This window comes from Helicobacter sp. T3_23-1059 (genome assembly GCF_053654515.1).
The window spans coordinates 1-19157 of record NZ_JBSIUV010000041.1 but is presented as its reverse complement, the minus strand read 5'-3'; the positions used below and the strand labels follow the sequence as shown (position 1 = coordinate 19157).

Here is a 19157-nt window from a genome sequence, read left to right as displayed (position 1 = left end):
CATTTGTCATATTGAGCGTTAGCGAAATATCTCTATTGTTTAAACTTTTAGAGATACTTCGGGCTTCGCCCTCAGTATGACAAGCCGTTTTATCACTGCGAGCGGATTTAAAAAATAAGCGTGGCGTTCTAATTGCCCCTCATTGCTAGATTTTGCGCTTGTTTTTGTAGATACTTTGGCTTTTTTGCAAAACCTAAGTATTACAAAAGCGCGTTTTCACTGCCCTTTTTTAGTAAAAAAACACCAAACTAGCCATTCATCGTTTTTAAAAAATCTTTGATTCGTTTCTTTGCCTCTTTTGATTCTAGGATTATTAGTGCTTCACAAAGCCCGATTCCACCGCCTTTGCCAAGTAGTGCCAATCTCAACGCAGGCATAAATTTGCCGATTTTTAGCCCGCCACTATCCTGTGAGACGCCCTCTTTTGAGACATTTTCTTTTAAGCCGCCATCCTTTGAGATATTTTTGCCTAAACCATTTGTGTTTAAAGCTTTTTTATTTGACGCATTCTCATTTGCGGAGTTTTCGCCCGCGCTATTTTTAGCTACAAAAGATTCTACAAATGTGTGCAAAAACGCCTCCATTTTCTCCACACTTTCAAACGCCTCATAAAACTCCGCTTTTTCTGTCAATTCACCCAAAGCCCTAAGTGCTAGAGAATCTAGCTTTTTTATCATTTTTTCATCATAGCCATTGCCACCCTCCCCACTTGGAGGGGTAAATATCTCCCTGCATTGCGCGCTAAATTCTATCAAAGTCTTGCTTCTATCTTTTAGCAGGGTATATAGCATATCGCGCTTTGTTTTATCCTCTATCTTTGCTATGCCAAATTCGCTTAAAAGCCCCTCTAGCCGCTTATTATCGCATTGTTTGATATAGTGCTGATTTAGCCATAGGAATTTTTCTTGATTGTATCTGCTAGGCGAGCTTCCAAGCGCATCTGTGCTAAAGCACTCTTTCATTTCGTTTAGTGAAAAAATCTCTTTATCCTCATAGCTAAACCCAAGTCGCACCAAAAAATTTAAAATCGCTTCAGGCAAATATCCCATAAGTTTGTAGTCCATTACGCCCATCGCGCCATCTCGTTTGGATAGTTTTTTGCCCTCTGGATTTAGAATCATCGGTATGTGAAAAAACTTTGGCAGGCTAAATCCTAGCGCGTTATACACAATGATTTGCTTTGGAGTGTTGCTCGTGTGATCATCGCCCCTTATGACATCTGTTACGCCCATAAGCGCGTCATCTAACGCCACGACAAAATTATAAGTAGGGCTACCATCAGAGCGCATAATGATAAAATCATCTAGCTCTTTTGCGTTTATAGTGATTTTGCCTTTTATGCCGTCTATGAAGCTGATTTCGCCACTCAAAGGGGCTTTTATGCGGATTACGGGTTTTATGTCTTTGGGAGGAGTGCCGCTAAAGTCTCGGTATCGATTGTCATATTTTGGTGTCTCTCCTCGCGCTCTTTGCTCCTCGCGCAAAGATTCTAGCTCTTCTTTGCTCATATAGCAGTAGTATGCTTTGCCCTCATCTATGAGTTTTTTTGCGTATTTAGCATAGATTTCAAATCTCTCACTTTGATAGACTATGCCATTATTTTGCGCGTTTGCTTCCTCGCTTTTATCGTGCTCTAATCCAACCCATTCAAATGACTTTATAATCGCGTTTGCAGCATCTTTTGAATTGCGCGATAAATCCGTATCCTCAATGCGAAGCAAAAATTTTCCGCTGTTTTTTCTAGCGTGGAGGTAGTTAAAAAGCGCGGTGCGAAGCCCGCCTATGTGGAGGTAGCCTGTGGGGGAGGGGGCAAATCTTGTAACGATTTGTTTGTTTTTGTTTGGCATTTTGTGTTCCTTTTTTTGTGTTATTTTTGCGTTTATGGTAGTTTTTGGTATGTTGATAATGGCAGATTTTGACTAGAAATTTTAAAAATAGAAATTTAAAAAACGGATTCTAGCAGATTTTGGCTTAGAATCCTTTTAGATTCTTATATATAAGATTTGCAAAATCTATAAAGCGATTTTAAGTCATTTTGCGCTAGTATTTTGCGTTTTTGCATATCAAAATAAAGGCACTTTACATAAATGTTTCTAACGATTTTATACATCATCGGTATCAGCGCGGAAGCGATGAGCGCAGCCCTCATCGCAGGTAGGCACAAAATGGACTTAATCGGCGTGCTTTTCATCGCGCTTGCTGCAGCGATTGGCGGGGGTAGCGTGCGAGATGTGCTTTTTTCGCATTACCCACTCACTTGGGTAGCACACCCTCAATATGTCATCGTAGTATGCGTAGCAGCACTGCTTACTACGCTAATTCCGCGTGTGATAGCGAGGCTAGAGAGATTATTTTTGGCACTAGATGCGTTAGGACTTGTGGTATTTGCTGTCATCGGCGCAGAAGTGGTGCGCACAGAGCTAGCAAGTATGAGCGAGGAAGCGCAGGCGTATGGCATCGTGCTAGTGGTATGCGGAGCAGTCATCACGGGGGTATTTGGCGGGGTTTTGCGCGATATATTTTGCGGTGTAGTCCCGCTTGTGTTTCGTCAAGAGCTTTACGCGTTTGTAGCCATTCTCACAGGCGTGCTTTATTACTTGCTGATTTTGTGGGGATTTAGCGTGCATAATGCGAGTATTATTTCGCTTATCGTGGGATTTAGCTTAAGAATGCTAGCGATTCGCTATAAACTAAGTATGCCGATATTCTCCTACGAAGATGAGCCAAAATTTCCAAAAATAAGAAAAAGTGAAAAATAGATTTTGTGCTTTGTCATACTTAAGCGTAGCGAATATCTCTACAAGCCGAAGTATCTCAAAGCACAGCTTATTTAGAAAATCTAAAAACAAAAATAGAGATTTTCGCTAACGCTCAATATGACAAAAACAATAGATTGCCACGCAAGCCTTGTGTTTTGCTATCAATGACTAAAAACAAAACTACACCAAAACAAAATCTAACAACAAAGGATAACAAATGATATGCGTATTTGACATAGAAACCGTGCCAGACATAGAGCTACTAAAAGCCTATTACAACTTAGATTCTGCTTTAAGCGAAATAGAAGTGTGTGAATACGCCTTTAGTGCGCAAAAAGAAAAAAGCGGGAGTGAGTTTTTGCCTATATATTGGCATAGGGTGGTGAGTATCGCTAGCGTAGTATGCGATGAATACGGGAGGTTTATCAAAGTTGGGAATTTTGGCAAAAAAGATTCTAACATAGCAACCCCTAGCACAAAATCCACGCAAATAGATTCTAACGATTCTAGCCATTTTACGCATTTAGCCGATGAAAAGCAGATTTTAAGCGATTTTTTGGGTTTTATAAATTCTAAAGAGCCAAAATTAGTTAGCTTTAATGGCAGGGGTTTTGATTTGCCCACCATAATGCTCCGCTCTATGCGCTACAACCTAAGCGCGTTTGGCTACTATGAGGAGCAAAATGAAAGCAAAACCAAAAGCAAATGGGAAAACTACCGCGCACGATATAGCGAAAAATGGCACACGGATTTGTTTGAATCTTTGGGGCATTTTGGCTCTGTGCGTGCGCTAAACCTTGATAATGTCTGCAAAATGCTAGGGATTGTCGGCAAATACGAGGTAAGCGGGGGAGATGTGTATTCTCTCTACTATGGTAAGAAAGACATAGAAAAAATCGATTTTTACTGCCAAAGCGATGTGCTAAATACTTATTGGCTATACCTAAAATACGCGATTCTAAAAGATGAACTACGAGTGGAGGATTATGCGGGGATTTTGGAGGATTTTAGAGATAAGCTACCAAAAGATAGGGCGTATAGCCAAGCATTTCTTAGCAATATCACCGCCGAGCTAGAAAAACTCCACAATTAAATGCGATTTTTGCCTTTTTGTTTCCCCTCGCTTGCGGAGGGGGATTAAATGACAAGATTTCCCCCCTCCTTTGCGGAGGGGGTTAGGGGGGTGGGTTAAATAAATACAAATTCCTACCCATTGACACAAAGCATTTAAGCAAAGAAACAAAGTTTGCCTTGCTTAACGCCTTTGATGATTTAGAATCCTTGCTAAATGGTGAGTTAATCAAAAGCGATAACTTCCAAGCGCTTAATTCAATAATGCCAAAATATCAAAATAAAATCGATTTGATTTATATCGACCCACCTTATAATACAGGCAATGATGATTTTATCTATGTCGATAAAATTTAACCACGCTTCGTGGCTTTCTATGATAAGCAATCGCCTTGAATTAAGCAAAAATATTTTAGGCTCAATCCAACTTAATCCCACATAAATGAGTCTTAAGTTATGATTGTGTTGATTGCACCGATGAAAAACAAGTATATCCACCACATAATAAAAACCTTTGCAAGAATTTAAGAGGCTAAGAGAATCAAAAACAAGATAGATTTTAAAAAAAGATTCTTAAATATGTTTCTACTTTGCTTACACTCGTAGCTTTGCAAGAAGTTTAGATATTGAAGCGGTAAAAAATGCAAAAATTTGTAAAGATTTGCAAAAAAATATCAATAAAAAGTGTGATAAATTTCGCAAAAATATTAGAATTTTAATCGCAAAAGAATGTGAGAAAACTTCTAAAATGCAAGGCGAAATTGAGATTGATGAAATTAACCTTTTGATATAGATTTTGGGTGCTAAAAGAGTAAGAGGAAAAAGAGGGCGAGGAGCAGATAAGAAAACACCTGTATTTTTTGCTTCGTTTCACTAGCAACTACAAACAGAAGGTGCAAAGGCACATTATCAAACATAGCAAAAATGAGTTTGCATTAGGTAGAAATCACATAAATAGCATTGAAAGTGTTTTTGCTTCGATAATGCTCGCAAATGCAAGCAAAAGTGGCTATGCAAAGCATAGATTAAGCAAATTTAAAGGAATCAAAAAAGAGAATTTCTTACTTCACTTAAAAGAAACAGAATTTAGGTATAAGGTTAGCAGTAGCATTAAAATGTCAAAATGCAACAGCAAGATTTGTATAAAATCTTATTAAAATTGATAAAAAATCAACCGCTTAAGTTGGATTGAGCCTAATGTTTTATATACTTCGCTCGTTTCACTCACTCAAGTAATAAAAAAGGGGTGGATTACCACGCATTGCATTTAAATTCAAAATGCAAATCTCGCAATGACAATAAAATCTGCTAAGATAGGTTTTTGTAAAAACCCTAAGCCTTTAGAAGCAAAATTTCAAAGGTTTAATATGGAAGTCTTAAATAGCACAACTACAACAAAAGCATTTAGATTTTATGTTTAAATGTTTTCACTCCTTAGGTTTTCGTTTTTGAGAACCCAAAAATAAAAAGATAGGATTAAACCCACTTTCTCTCTCTTGGGTTTAAGCTATGCTTTGACTAAAATATCCGTGTTGTCTAAGTGCCTTTGTGCTATGGTTGTGCTATTTAAGATTTTTGGGGGCGTTTAATGGCTAAAAAACTTGTGTAGGATTTTGGAGGTGTTTGTGATATAAACGATTGATAGATTTTGCGCTATTTTGCAAATATCATAAATATCGTTTCAAAGTTTATAAAAATTGCTTAAGATTTTGTAAAAAAGTGTAGAATGCGTTTTTTTAGAATGTGCGCAAAATCTAGCACAAATCAAAAACTTGGTATTTTGTAAAAAGCTACAAAATAGCAACACAAAGGCAAAAAAAGGGAAAAATATGCAAAAAATCACAACTAATCAAACAAAGCAAGACAAACAAAATCTACCCCAAAATCTCACAAAAAAAGCGGCAAAAAAAGAAAAAACCAAAGCGATGATAAAAAATATCAAACAAGCACGCGGGCTAAAAAAAATGTGGCTTTGTATCGTGTTTGGGGCATTGCTACTGCTAGATGGCGGAGTGGTGGAGGCAAATCCTCCCAAGTGGTTTTTGACTCCCAAAAGTGCGAGCGATACGCTATATGGACTAGGTAGTGGCGATAGCCTAGCAAAAGCAAAAATAGAAGCGGCAAATGATTTAGCCCAAAGCGTGCAAACCCAAGTAAAATCTCGCACAAATATCACAAATAGCGCGCAAAATGATAGGTTTGAATCTAATGTGGAGCAAAATATTTCGCTTAGCAGTGCTATGCTAGATTTGCAAAATCTAAAAATCACGCAAAAATCTCACTCAAAAGGTGTGTATTATGTAGAGGTAGCTATCGCAAAAAAAGACATAGCAATGCCGATAAAAACAAAGCTAGAGCAAGGTATCGAGCGACTAGAATCCCTCCCAAAATCTTGCTCTAGCCTAAGCCTAAAAGATTTTGCCCTGCTTCAAAAAGAGCTAAAACAAGCAAGGGAATCTAGCGCGATTTTGCGTGCTTTGGGGTTTGTGGGGGCTGATTTTGAGGAGTTTGAGGAGCTAGAAAAGGCAAATCTACCAAAACCAAAATTAAAAGTAGAGATATTATTTGAGGGCGATAATGCGGGTGATAAAAGCGACAAATCGGCATTTTTGGGCGAAGTGGCAAAATTTGCCCGCATAGCAAATGAGCCAAACACGCATACGCTATATATCGAGGCAAACACCACAAACGCGCCAAAAAGCGTGAGCGTGGAAGTCAAAGCGGTGATAAAAGATTGCGCTGATAATGTGCTGTGGGAGGCTAGATTTAGCGAAACTCAAGCAAGCAAGGCAAAAGCCTTTAGTCGCGCTGGAGTGGTGCTGTATAAAAAGCTACTAGATTTTAGCGGTGGGACACAAAGCGGAATCCCTAAAATCTAATCTAAAATCTAAATAAAAATCTAGCCATTTTTGTGCGTTTTTATGATGGATTTTACGCTAGATTTTATGCCAAAAGTCAAAATCATTGAATCGCATTTGTCCAATATTTTGCCATTTTAGCTCCATTTTGCCCTGTTAGCCTTAAGTTTAAAAAAATCATAATGAGATTTAGCAATACCACAAAAAAATGCGACCAAATATTGCAAAAAAAAAAAAACAATTTTGCGATAAAATAGCAATTTTATTTCACTTTGAAAGGATTGCAAAATGCAAGGATTAAAAAGATTATTACAAGCGGGATTAGTGGCATTATGCGTGATTAGTGTAAATGCTTATAGCAATGAAATCAATGCGTTAAATGATAAAAAAATGCGTTAAATGATAAAATCAATGCGTTAAATGATAAAAACAAAGCGTTAATAGATAAAAAAATGCGTTAGTATATAAAATCAGTGTGTTATATGATAAAAGAAATGCGTTAATAGATAAACAAAATGCGTTAGTAGATAAATTCATTAAATTATATAACGAAGACTTTATAAGGCAAAACAATTTAAGAGAAGATTTTTTAATAATAAAAAGAAAAGAAATATTAGGAAAAAAAGAAGCTAATTTGAAAGAGTGGGAAGCTAATTTGAAAGATTGGGAAGCATATCTAAACCAACTTGAAGCAAAATACGCAAAGTAAAAATTTAAGCAATTTTTGCAATGTGAAAAACTTTTTGTCGCGCGGGTTTCTTAGAATGTTTTAAAATTATCTTATAATTAGTAGATTTTGTGAAAATGTGAAAAACTATCGAGCAAATGCCAAAATTGTCGCTAATCGGCAAATTTTTTATAAATTTAGCACAAAATATAGATTTTGCAAATGTTTTTATTTCTTTGTGCTATAATTGCCCTATTTTCTTAGTTTTGCGTTAAGTAAAGATTTGACACAAAGGATTTTATATGGGTTCTATAAAATATTTTATCGTTGGGTTTTTAGCAGTCGGGCTTTTTGTCGGTGGGGCATTTTTTATGCGACTAAGCGAGCAAAAAGACAGCTTTCTTGGCAATAAAGAAAAATCCCACTTCTCTCAGACTCTTACTTCACAAAAACAACTTCCCGTTGAACTTTATGTAGGTGCTTTTGGGTTTAAAAGCATTTCGCAAACCCCAAACGCACAAGAAACACAACTAATCAAAAATACTCTATCTTCCGTGCTAGAGCGAGCTAGGAGGGAGAAAAATTGTCAAGGCGGGGATTTTGATTTACAAAAAAATAGCAAAAAAAATGAAAAAGACGAAAAAGACGAACAAACTGATGAAAATAGCGTAGCAGATTTTAGCATTGCAAATAATCCAAATGCCTTTATAGGTGGCGTAATCGAATGTAAATTTAACAAAGATGAGTTTGCAAGCTATCAAGCAATGCTAAAAGACATTGATTATCTAGCACTAAAAAGTGGTGTCTTAAGGCTTGCAAACTACGGCATAGAGCCACTTATCACGCAAGAGCAGTTATCTAACGCAAGCAAGGAAGTATATGCCGAACTATCAAAAGAAATCAAAAAACAGCAAGGCGCGATAGAAAGCGGGTTTGGCGTGAAATGCGAAATAGGGCGCGTGGAGTTTTTTGATGATACTTATAGGCAAAATCTTGCTTTGCAAGGGCATCATAGCGCGATGCTAAAAAATATGGGCGCAAGTGTAGGAACACTAAGGGAATCTAGCATAGCAGATTTTGCCCTACCGTTGCAAAGTAGCAAAAATGTCGAGTTTAAATCATTTATCTCTTTTCAATGTAAATAACACAACATAAAATCCAAAAATCAAACATAGGGCATAGCAATGCGCTTTAACAAAGAGCTAGAACATATCGCCACTTATCAAGCGGGCAAACCCATAGAAGAAGTCGTGCGAAAATTTGGACTAAAGCAAGATAGTATCATAAAGATAGCAAGCAATGAAAATCCATTTCGCGCCTCGCCACGCGTGCTAGAAGCAATCAAATCAAACGCGCATAACGCTAATCTTTACCCCGATGATTCTATGCTAGCACTTAAAGAGGCTTTAGCAAAAAAATTTGCCATAGGCGTAGAAAATCTAATCATAGGCTCGGGTAGCGACCAAGTCATAGAAATGTGCGTGAGAGTAAAGGAAAATCTAAACAATAATTCACAAGAGAACTTGCAAGAAAATCCACAAGAAAATCCAAAAACAAACACGCAAAATGCGACAAATCCACAAAGCGATTTAAGCCAAAAACCCGCCGTCCTTATGGCTGGCATTACTTTTGCGATGTATGAGATATACTCTAAAATCGCAGGATTTAGGATACTTCGCACGAGTAGCGATACGCACAACCTAGCCCAATTTATCCAAATGCTAGAATCTAAACCAGAGATTATTTTTCTTTGCGTGCCAAATAATCCTTTGGGCGAATGTTTGGACGCAAAAGAAGTGTATGAGTTTTTAGAAATTGTAGCAAAAAAATCCCCTCAAAGTTTGGTGTTAATCGATGGGGCGTATCAAGAATTTGCGCGTTACAAAGACAAAGTAAAAGAGATTTCCCCGTTAGAGATTGTGGAGCGATTTTCAAACGCCATTTATCTAGGCACTTTTTCTAAAGCTTACGGGCTAGGCGGTATGCGCGTAGGCTATGGCATAGCCAATCAAAATCTAATTTCGATTTTGCACAAAGTCCGCCCGCCGTTTAATATCACCACTCTTAGCCTTGTAGCTGCGAGCGAAGCACTAAAAGATGATGATTTTATGCAAGAGGGCGTGAGGCAAAATTTTATCCAAATGCAAAGATATGAGGATTTTGCTATATCTAAAGGCATAGAATATATCCCATCTTTTACGAATTTTATTACGCTTATTTTGGGAGATGGGCTAGATTCTAGCAAAATATGTGATTGGCTTTTATCGAAGGGGATAATTATCCGCAATCTAGCAAGCTACAAAATGAATGCTTGCAGAATCACTATCGGGCTAGATTCTCAAAATACCCGCGTGCTAGAATGCCTAGATAAAGCATTATCACAAAATCTAGCACTACAAGCCTAAAATCACAATAAACAAAACAAGCAAAACAAACAAAAAGGAAGTCAGGTGGAAGCAAAAGCATTTTTAGAGAGTATGCACAAGCTTTATAGCAAGCTCAATAAAAAACAACGCATTGTTATCGCTGCTACCGCTGTGATTTTGATAGCGTTTTTTGTGTTTTTGGTGGTTTTTTCAGGCAAAAAACCCCAAAGTGAATACGGGGTGCTATTTGACAAGCTAGATTCTGCGGATAATGCGCTTATTTTAGAATATCTAAAAGAAAAGCAAATCCCTTATAAAATCCCTAGAAATGATGTGATTGAAATCCCAGCAGAGCGCGTAGCAGAGGAGAGGATCGAGCTAGCCGCACGAGGTATCCCAAAAACCTCAAAAGTAGGATTTGAAGTTTTTGATACCAATGATATTGCCGCGACAGATTTTACCCAGCAAGTGAAGTTTTTGCGCGCCACAGAGGGCGAGCTAACGCGCACGATTGAGGCATTAGAGCCGATTTTTAAAGCAAGCGTGCAAATTGCAAATCCAAAAGAGAGTCTTTTTGTCTCTACTTCTGTGCCACCCACTGCTGCGGTAATGGTGCAAATAAAGCCCGGAGCGCAACTATCTTCATTTCAAATCACAGGGATAAAAAACCTAGTCTCTGCAGCTATCCCTAAGCTAACGCCAGAAAATGTCAAAATTGTCGATAGCAATGGTATGCCCTTAGGCGAGGATAATGAGCTACTAGGGCTAAATGAAGTGCTAAAACAACAATATGCGTTCGTGCATAAAGAGGAGCAAAAAAAAGCAGATGATATTGTAAAGTTACTAAGTCCTCTTGCAGGTGGAGCTAGCAAGGTAGTGGCTATCGTGCATTTGCAATATGATTTTAGCCAAAGAGAATCCGTAAAGCAGACTTTTGACCCCGCACAAGTGCTACCTCGCGCACAAAGAGACTATGAAAAGCACAAAGTAGGACCGGGCGAAAAGCGCATAGGTGGAATCCCAGGGGTAGAATCAAACATAGGACCCGTGCAGGATTTGGATAATGAAAATGGACTTACCAAAGAAGATGAAAGCGAAACGATTGTAAATAACGAAATAGGCAATGAAACAATAAAGACAAAATTTTCGCCCGGCGAGCCGATTCGTATGACAGCTTCCGTGCTAATCAATGGCGAACAAAGACTTACCACAAATGAAAATGGCGATGAAGTGCTAGAGTATGTCCCCTTTACCCCAGAGCGCATAGCAAAGCTAGAAAAACAAGTCCAAGATGCTATCGGCTACAACTCAAATAGAGGAGATTCTGTAACGGTTTCAGATTGGGATTTTTCTAAAAATGATAGGCTAAAAACACCTCAAACTTTTGTAGAAAAAGCTACCGCGCTTATCGCGCAATACATTCCATTGTTAAAATATGTCATAATCGCTGTGATTGTGTTTATATTCTACAAAAAAGTCATTGCACCATTTGCAGAGAGAATGCTTGAAATGCAAGATGCAGAGGAGGACAAAGTCGAGTCATTGTTTGAAGTCGATGATGATGATGATGAGCTAACCTCGCGCTTTGGCGATATGAAAAAGCGCATAGAAGACCAGCTTGGGCTTAGCGGTGCAGGATTTAGCGAAGATGAAGTCAAATACGAAGTCCTGCTAGAGAAAATCCGCGCCCTTATCCAAGAAAAACCAGAAGAAGTTGCCTCTCTTTTCCAAAAACTTATCCACGATGAGATAGGCACTCCCACAGAGCGGACAAGCTAACTAGATTTTGGTAACTTTGAAAAACAAGTAAAATCCAAATAAAAAAGCATAGATTTTCTAGCATTTGCAAAAATAAGTCAAAATAAGCCAAAAATAAATAATGCAAAATCTAACTTTTGCAAAAACTAACATAAAATCTTATAAGGAGACAAAATGGCACTAAATCAACGACAAAGAGCGCAATATGATGAATTATCGATGAGTGAGAAAATCGCCATTTTGCTTATCCAAGTGGGCGAGGAGCTCACTAGCGAGATTTTCAAAAATCTTGATATTGATGGCATTACAGAGATTTCGCGACAGATTATGCAGTTAAAAGGCACAGACAAAGCCATAGGCGGAGCAGTCATTGAGGAATTTTATGCGATTTTTCAATCAAATCAATATATCAACACGGGCGGTTTGGATTACGCACGAGATTTGCTTACTAAAGCATTGGGACCAGAAGAAGCCAAACGCATTATGGATAAACTCGCTAAGACTATGCAGTCTGCGAAAAATTTTGCCTACCTATCCAAAGTGCGTCCTCAACAGCTTGCAGATTTTATTGTCAATGAGCATCCGCAAACTATCGCGCTGATTTTGGCACATATGGACGCTACAAGCGCGGCAGAGACGCTAGGGCAGTTTAGCGATGATAATACGCGTGCTGAAATTTCTATTCGTATGGCAAACTTAGGCGATATATCGCCAAATGTCGTAAAAAGGGTATCTACCGTGCTAGAAAACAAACTAGAATCACTCACAAGCTACAAAGTCGAAGTTGGCGGACCTCGCGCTGTGGCTGAAATGTTTAATAGACTTGGGCAAAAGGCAGCAAAAAATACGCTAGCCTACATCGAGCAAATCGATGAGCAACTAGCAAGCGAAATCAAAGAAATGATGTTTACATTTGAGGATATTATCGGGCTTGATAAAAATGCTATTAGAGAGATTCTCAAAGTCGCTGACAAAAAAGACCTCACAATGGCTCTAAAATCCGCACCTGATATGCTAAAACAAAAATTCCTAGAGCAGATGAGTTCTCGTGCGAGCGAGCAGTTTGTGGAGGAAATGCAGTTTTTGGGTGCGGTTAGAATGCGTGATGTCGAAGCCGCACAAAGAAAGATTGTCGAAGTAGTCCAAACCCTTAGCGAACAAGGCGTAATCCAAGTCGGCGGAGATGATGATGTCCTTGTCTAGTTTTGGTGAAGAAAATCTAATCGCAAAAGAGCGCGCTAGCAAGCATAAAATCACGCGCTATGAGTTTAGCCCGATAGTGCTTGATGAAGTAGAATCTAGCACGGAAGCGATAAAAGAAATCGAGGCAGAACCTAGCCAAAAAGATGATTCATTGGAGAAAGAATTGGTAGAAAAATTATTAAGCAAAATCGATGAACTATCTACTTCGCTAGCAAAAATGCAAATGCAGTTTGAAAAACAACAACAAGAAATGGAATCCCAAATCGCCACTGCGCGAAATGACGCATACAAAGACGGCTTGCGCGATGGCGAAGAAAAAATCAAAGCAGAATTTCAAAACGAAATCCAAAAAGAAAAAAACTCTCTAATACAATCCGCTATCACTTTAGGGACTGCGATGAAAAACTCTGAAACACATTTGCGCGAGCTAGAAAAAGAGCTTAGTGGCATAGCAGTAGATATGGCAAAAGAAGTCATAGCAAAAGAAGTGGAGAATGATTCTAGCGCGGTGGCAACGGCTTTGGCAAAAGAGCTACTAGGCTCAATAGCAAATGCCACAGATATACATATTCGCGTAAATCCACAGGATTTACAAAGCCTGCAAGAATGTCTAAAAGACTATCCAAAACTAAAGATTGAAGCAGATAATGCAATCACAAAAGGTGGCTTAATCATCAATAATGGCGGGGGAATCATTGATGGAAGCATCTCAAATCGCTATAAAACACTAAAACAATCCGTGCTTGAAAATCTAAAAGACTAAAAAACAATGCCACAAAAAAACCCAAAATCAAATACAGGGCTTACACTCCCCAAAAAATCCATAGAATATATGGACATAAAGGAACTATATGAGTTAGCAGAGATTTTGCGAGGCAGAATCTTAGAAGTCGTTAGCAAAAATGGCGGACATTTAAGCTCATCTTTGGGAGCGGTAGATATTATTGTGGCTATGCACTATGTGTTTAATCGCAAACATAATCCATTTATTTTTGATGTCTCTCACCAATCTTACGCGCACAAACTTTTAAGCGGGCGATTTGAGGATTTTAGCTCGTTGCGACAATTTGGCGGGATTAGTGGTTTTTGCAATCCAAAAGAATCTAGCGCGGATTATTTCATCGCTGGGCATAGCTCTACTTCGATTTCGCTAGGCGTAGGCGTGGCAAAAGCCTACAAGCTAGAGGGGAAAAATGGCTTGCCTGTGGTGCTTATAGGCGATGGCTCTATGAGTGCGGGGCTTACTTATGAGGCATTAAATGAGCTAGGCGATAGAAAATATCCAATGGTAATAATCCTAAATGACAACGAAATGAGTATCGCTCGCCCCATAGGCGCGATTAGTAAGCATTTATCACATCTCATATCCCACCCTATGTATCAATCTTTTCGCAACTTTACAAAGAAATTTTTAGAGAAAATGCCTGATTCTGCTAGCTATCTAGCAAAGCGCGTGGAAGAAAGCTTTAAGCTAATTACTCCGGGGATTTTGTTTGAAGAAATGGGGATTAGCTACATAGGACCTATTGATGGGCATAAGCTAGAGGAGATAATCTTTTGCCTAAAAAGAGCGCGAGAGATGGAGCGACCTGTCATCGTGCATATCCAAACCATAAAAGGCAAAGGCTACAAAATCGCAGAGGGACCTTATGAAAAATGGCACGGGGTGGGAGCGTTTGATCTGCAAACAGGCTTGCCTCTTAAAAAACCCGCTACAAATTTAGTTCATTCTATTAGCTCAAAATCCCCCACAGAAGTGTATTCAAACACGCTTTTAGAAATCGCCAAAAACGACAAAAAAGTCGTAGGCATAACCGCAGCTATGCCCGGTGGCGTGGGACTAGGAAAGCTAATGGATTTATACCCCGATAGATTTTGGGACGCAGGCATCGCAGAGCAACACTGCGTAACCTCTATGGCAGCAATGGCAAAAGAGGGTTTTATCCCATTTGTAAGCATTTATTCGACTTTTTTGCAAAGGGCGTTTGATCAGATTATCCACGATGTGGGGATTTTGAGCTTGCCTGTGCGATTTAGCATTGATAGGGCTGGAATCGTAGGCGAAGATGGCGAGACTCATCAAGGGCTTTTTGATATTGCATACCTGCGGATAATCCCAAATTTTGTCCTTTTTGCCCCAAGAGATAATGCCACGCTGATAGAAGCAGTGCATTTTGCCCATAGCTTTGATAGTGCGCCTTGTGCGTATCGCTATGTGCGGGGGAATTTTGTGCTAGATACACTAAAATCTAGCAAGCCTATTTATAAGCCTAGCTCCTTTGTGCTTGGCAAATGTGAGGTGCTAAAAGAGGGCAGAGATATAGTGCTAATAGGCTATGGAAATGGCGTAGGCAGAGCGCACCTCGTATGCAAAGAGCTAGAAAATCTAGGATTTAACCCCACGCTAGTAGATTTGCGATTTGTAAAGCCCTTAGATGAAAATCTTGCTAAAATCATTGAATCCCACGCTATTTCGTTTGTATTTAGCGATAGCTACAAGCAAGGGGGCGTGGCAAGTGCTATCAATGAAATGCTAAGTCAAAAAGGCATTTTAAAGCCTATCATTAGTTTTGAGCTAGATTCTATTTTTGTCCCACACGGCAATGTCTCTAGTGTGGAAAAACATTTAGGGCTTGATACTAGCTCGCTTTTTTCTCGCACGCTAGAAGTGCTAAAGGCACATAGCATAGCACCCATCATCTCAAATCCCACGCTACAATCTCAAAAACCTCTTAAAAGCCTTGAAACATAGAGATTCTAGCCGATTTGTCAAAGAGAAAATAAAAAGAACAATCTATGCAAGATACTTTGTTAGAAAATGTAGTTAGGCAAAAAGATTTTAGTTTTGGCTTTAGCAAAAAAGCGTGTGAAACTTGCGGTGGCAAATGCTGTGTGGGCGAGAGTGGCTATATATTTTTAAGCCTAAAAGAAGCAGAGCAAATCGCTAAATTTTTATCCTGCTCGCTAGAGGATTTTGCCAAAAAATATCTAATCAAAGTTGGGTATAGATTTTCACTTGTCGAAAAGCCATATCAAAATGGCTTTGCGTGCGTGTTTTTTGATGAGCAAAAGAAATGTTGCAAAATCTATCCGCTTCGTCCAAAACAATGCGTGGATTTTCCTTTTTGGGAAAAATGCAAGGGCAAAAAATGCGAGGAATTAACCGAACTTTTTGCGATGTGCAAAGGGGTTGTAAATCCCGCTAATAGCGTAACTTCTCTCATCAAACATATCAAAATCTAAAAAAAGCAAAATCTAAAAAGGAGCAAAAGTGAATCAAAAATGCCTTACAAAAAAATCATTTACACATTTTGCAAGATATGTATTTGCATCGCTATTATTCTGCAATGTTTTTTGTGTTTTTTGTCTCGCAGCAGTCGCTAGCAAAAACAAACAAGACACCACAGACACCACAAAATCTAGCAAATCACAAAAAGAACATTTGAGAGAAAATCCGCAAGAAAGCACGCAAATAAAACCACAAGAAAACATAGAATCCGCTTTTAAATCCTCTTTGCAAAACTCCCACACCCTCACTGCGCAAATCGCCATAAGACAGCCATACAACGACTTAGAAACCACTTTGCCTAGCGAGAATGCAGAAATGCCAAAGATTTTGGATTCTCATAAAGATTTGCTTTTGTTGCAAGGAGCTGATGATTTGTATCATAGCAATTTTGCAGAGTCGCTAGAGAATTTTTTGCTTTTGTATGAGGAGACAAAAGAGCCATACTATGCAAAGCTAGCAGCTCAAGCCGCGCTTGGCACAGGCGATATAAACAAAGCATTTAGCCTAGCAAACTTATACATAGAGCAAAGTGGCGATGAAAATGACCCTATCATAAATAAGATTTTAGCCGATGCGTTTGTCCAAAATGGCGAGATGGACAAAGCCATAATCGCGCTTGAAAAAGTAAAAAAAGTCGAAGAAACAGACGCGCTAAATGATGTCCTAGCAAATCTCTATATGCTCCAAAAACAGCTACCAAAAGCCCTAAATATCTTTGATGAACTATACACCAAAACAAAAAGCCCAGAAGTGCTAAAAAAGATTTTAGTCATATTTTTATCCCAAGAAAAAAGCCAGCAAGCATTAGGATTGCTTAGCGAGCATCTCATAAGCGAGGGGTGTGAAGAGGGATTTTGTGAGGAGGCTTTGAGTTTTTATGTGGATTCAAATGCGCTAAATATGGCAAAGGCTGTGTTTGAAACGATTTATAAAAAAGCCCCTACGATTCCCAATGCTACGAATTATATGCGTGTGCTAGTCGCCCTCAAACAATATCAAGAAGCGCAAGGAATCGCGCAGAGTTTCCCCTTTGATCAAGGGCTTTTGCTAGATTTGTATGTGATGCAAGGTGATTTTGAAAAAGCGCGGGATTTGAGTGCGCAAATCTATGCAAAAAGCAAAAATCCTAGATTTTTAGCCCTAGAGGCGATATATGGGCTAGGTGAAAATGACATCGCCAAAGATTCTGCCATAGAAGCAGCCAAAAAGCTAGAAAAAGCAATCAAAGAGCGCAAAAAAGAACTCCAATCCAACAAGCAAAAGCCCACCAACCAAGATGCGTTTTTTTATAATTTTTGCGGATATTTGATGATAGATTTTGACATAGACATCAAAAAGGGTATCGAATATGTCAAAGAAGCATTGCTTGTAGAGCCTTACTCGATTTCGTATATTGACTCGCTTGCGTGGGGATATTATAAGCTAGGGGATTGCGTGAGGGCGAGTGCTACTTTTGCCCAAATCCCTCAAAATCGTATCGACAAAGAGGCTGAGCTAAAAGCACACTCCACACAAATCAATACTTGCAAAAAATCAAACTAAGATTCTGCTTGACTCTAGCGACATAGCGATAAATTTTACCATACCAAGATTTTTTAGAAATCCTTTTTTAGAAGTCATTTTTTAGAAATCTAAGTGTGGCAAATTTTCCCCTCCATTGCAAAAAATTTTACTTGATTTTGCTTATCCCCCTCCCTTAGCACGAGGGGTTTTTGCTTCGGCTAACGCCTCGCAACCCGTTGGGTGGGGGTGGGTATTTTTCGTCATTGCGAGCAATTAGATTCTGTATTTTTACAGAATCTAATTCGTGGCAATCCACATATACTACAAAATCTTGTCATACTGAGGCTTTGAAAAAGCCGAAGTATCTCTAAACTATCTATAAAAATAGAGATATTTTACTAACGCTCAAGTATGACAAAAATCTTTAGTTTTTGCAATATCTAAAAAACAAAAACAAAAAAACCAAGAGTTGCTCCAAAGAGTTGCTCCCAAAATCTCAAATAGCACAACCACAGCACAAAGGCACTTAGACAACACAGGTTTTGAGCTAAAGGATAAATTAAACCCAAGAGAGAGAAAGTGGATTTAATCCTATCTTTTTATGTTTTGGTTCTTAAAAATAAAAAACCTAAGGAGTGAAAACATTTAAACATAAAATTTAAATGCTTTTGCCGTAGTTGTGCTATTTAAAACTTTCATTTAAACCTTTGAAATTTTGCTTCTAAAGGCTTAGGGTTTGACAAAAACCTATCTTAGCAGATTTTATCGTCATTGCGAGATTTTGCTACCTAAACAAAAATTGCAAAATCGTGGTAATTTATCGTTATAAAATGCCAAAAAAACACACTTTTGACAAAATCTAATAAATAGATTGCCACGCGGATTTTATACAAAATCCATTCGCAAAGACGGCGTGGGTGTGGATTGCCACGATTCTACGCTACGCGCAAATTCTCTCAATGACGGCATTATTTCCCCCTCCCTTAGCACGAGGTGGATTTATCCTTTTGCCCCCTCCCTTGCGGAGGGGGTTTGGGGGTGGGTTTTCTTATCATTGCGAGATTCTAGGCTTTTGTCAAAAAGACTAGAATCGTGGCAATTTATCGCTATAAAATGTCAAAAACACGCTTTTTGTAAAAAAAACTAACAATAGATTGCTACGCGGATTTTATAAAAAATCCGCTCGCAATGACAAGATACCCACCCCCTAGCCCCTCCGCAAGGGAGGGGGAAATAAAACCACCTCCAAAAGTCCAAGCCTAAACTCAAATAAACCTAAGTCTAAACCTAAATCCAAATAAATCTAAGCCCAAGATTTACCCACCCCCTTAGTCCCCCTCCGCAAGGGAGGGGGAAATAAAAGGCAAAATCATCTGCAAGGGAGGGGGGATTTATGGATTGCCACGCTTGCTTTGCTCGCTCGCAATGACGGCAATGATTGTCATACTGAGCGAACGAAGTGAGCGAATTATCTCTATTTGCGTTTTTTAGATTTTCTAAAGAATTTTCGCTTTGAGATACTTCGGTTTCTTACGAAACCTCAGTATGACAACCCACCCCCTAGCCCCCTCCGCAAGGGAGGGGGGATAAAACCCCTGCATAAATCTAAAACCAAATAAGCCTACGCCCAAGATTTTTTCCCTCCAAAAGTCCAAGCACAAATAAGCCCAAATAAGCCTAAAT

The 19157-nt window shown here is 38.8% G+C and carries 17 protein-coding genes and 2 pseudogenes; 16 read left to right on the top strand and 3 right to left on the bottom strand.

All coding sequences use genetic code 11. The annotated features are described in order from the left end of the window. Positions 1–248 precede the first annotated feature (248 nt). Positions 249–1847, bottom strand: a complete 1599-nt coding sequence (gltX, locus tag ACWIX0_RS10275) for a glutamate--tRNA ligase (protein ID WP_454173915.1) — start codon at positions 1845–1847, stop codon at positions 249–251. 240 nt (positions 1848–2087) lie between these two features. Between gltX and ACWIX0_RS10270 the strand changes: the two genes are divergently transcribed. The 16 genes and pseudogenes from ACWIX0_RS10270 (at position 2088) to ACWIX0_RS10195 (ending at position 18621) form a co-directional block, all read left to right on the top strand. Continuing rightward, positions 2088–2759: a trimeric intracellular cation channel family protein gene (locus tag ACWIX0_RS10270; protein ID WP_454173914.1), complete on the top strand. Its 672-nt coding sequence runs from the start codon at positions 2088–2090 to the stop codon at positions 2757–2759. Positions 2760–2976: 217 nt separating this feature from the next. Further along, positions 2977–3852, top strand: coding sequence for a 3'-5' exonuclease (locus ACWIX0_RS10265; RefSeq protein WP_454173913.1), 876 nt, complete (start codon positions 2977–2979; stop codon positions 3850–3852). A gap of 101 nt (positions 3853–3953) precedes the next feature. Beyond that, positions 3954–4245 (top strand): annotated as a pseudogene (locus ACWIX0_RS10260) (DNA methyltransferase); the annotation flags it as partial. A 162-nt stretch (positions 4246–4407) separates the two neighbouring features. Continuing rightward, positions 4408–5022 (top strand): annotated as a pseudogene (locus ACWIX0_RS10255) (hypothetical protein). Positions 5023–5659: 637 nt separating this feature from the next. Beyond that, positions 5660–6709 carry an LPP20 family lipoprotein gene (locus ACWIX0_RS10250; protein ID WP_454173912.1) on the top strand — a complete coding sequence of 350 codons (1050 nt, stop codon included), beginning with the start codon at positions 5660–5662 and terminating at the stop codon, positions 6707–6709. A gap of 454 nt (positions 6710–7163) precedes the next feature. Beyond that, positions 7164–7397, top strand: coding sequence for a hypothetical protein (locus ACWIX0_RS10245; RefSeq protein ID WP_454173911.1), 234 nt, complete (start codon positions 7164–7166; stop codon positions 7395–7397). Positions 7398–7657: 260 nt separating this feature from the next. Continuing rightward, positions 7658–8500 (top strand): hypothetical protein, encoded by an 843-nt coding sequence (locus ACWIX0_RS10240; RefSeq protein WP_454173910.1) that lies wholly within the window; start codon positions 7658–7660, stop codon positions 8498–8500. Positions 8501–8539: 39 nt separating this feature from the next. After that, a complete protein-coding gene (locus tag ACWIX0_RS10235; protein WP_454173909.1) occupies positions 8540–9760 on the top strand; it encodes a pyridoxal phosphate-dependent aminotransferase in 1221 nt (406 codons plus the stop codon). Positions 9761–9805: 45 nt separating this feature from the next. Further along, on the top strand, positions 9806–11500 hold the full coding sequence (gene fliF, locus ACWIX0_RS10230) for a flagellar basal-body MS-ring/collar protein FliF (protein WP_454173908.1): 1695 nt from the start codon (positions 9806–9808) through the stop codon (positions 11498–11500). 153 nt (positions 11501–11653) lie between these two features. After that, positions 11654–12682 carry a flagellar motor switch protein FliG gene (gene fliG / locus ACWIX0_RS10225; RefSeq protein WP_454173907.1) on the top strand — a complete coding sequence of 343 codons (1029 nt, stop codon included), beginning with the start codon at positions 11654–11656 and terminating at the stop codon, positions 12680–12682. Then, the gene (gene fliH, locus ACWIX0_RS10220; protein WP_454173906.1) at positions 12663–13445 is read left to right on the top strand and encodes a flagellar assembly protein FliH; all 783 of its coding nucleotides are present in this window, start codon (positions 12663–12665) and stop codon (positions 13443–13445) included. Before fliG ends, fliH begins: the two co-directional genes overlap by 20 nt. A 6-nt stretch (positions 13446–13451) precedes the next feature. After that, positions 13452–15434 carry a 1-deoxy-D-xylulose-5-phosphate synthase gene (gene dxs, locus ACWIX0_RS10215; RefSeq protein ID WP_454173905.1) on the top strand — a complete coding sequence of 661 codons (1983 nt, stop codon included), beginning with the start codon at positions 13452–13454 and terminating at the stop codon, positions 15432–15434. Between the two features lie 44 nt (positions 15435–15478). After that, positions 15479–15925, top strand: a complete 447-nt coding sequence (locus ACWIX0_RS10210) for a YkgJ family cysteine cluster protein (protein ID WP_454173904.1) — start codon at positions 15479–15481, stop codon at positions 15923–15925. A gap of 28 nt (positions 15926–15953) precedes the next feature. Continuing rightward, a complete protein-coding gene (locus ACWIX0_RS10205; RefSeq protein ID WP_454173903.1) occupies positions 15954–17513 on the top strand; it encodes a tetratricopeptide repeat protein in 1560 nt (519 codons plus the stop codon). Between the two features lie 170 nt (positions 17514–17683). Then, positions 17684–17845, top strand: coding sequence for a hypothetical protein (locus tag ACWIX0_RS10200; protein ID WP_454173902.1), 162 nt, complete (start codon positions 17684–17686; stop codon positions 17843–17845). 500 nt (positions 17846–18345) lie between these two features. Further along, positions 18346–18621 (top strand): hypothetical protein, encoded by a 276-nt coding sequence (locus ACWIX0_RS10195; RefSeq protein WP_454173901.1) that lies wholly within the window; start codon positions 18346–18348, stop codon positions 18619–18621. Here the strand turns inward: ACWIX0_RS10195 and ACWIX0_RS10190 are convergent. Both ACWIX0_RS10190 and ACWIX0_RS10185 read right to left on the bottom strand, forming a co-directional pair. Next, positions 18618–18743 (bottom strand): hypothetical protein, encoded by a 126-nt coding sequence (locus tag ACWIX0_RS10190; RefSeq protein WP_454173900.1) that lies wholly within the window; start codon positions 18741–18743, stop codon positions 18618–18620. The genes ACWIX0_RS10195 and ACWIX0_RS10190 overlap by 4 nt on opposite strands. A 227-nt stretch (positions 18744–18970) precedes the next feature. Beyond that, a partial coding sequence (locus ACWIX0_RS10185) for a hypothetical protein (protein WP_454173899.1) occupies positions 18971–19157 on the bottom strand: 187 nt, incomplete at its 5' end.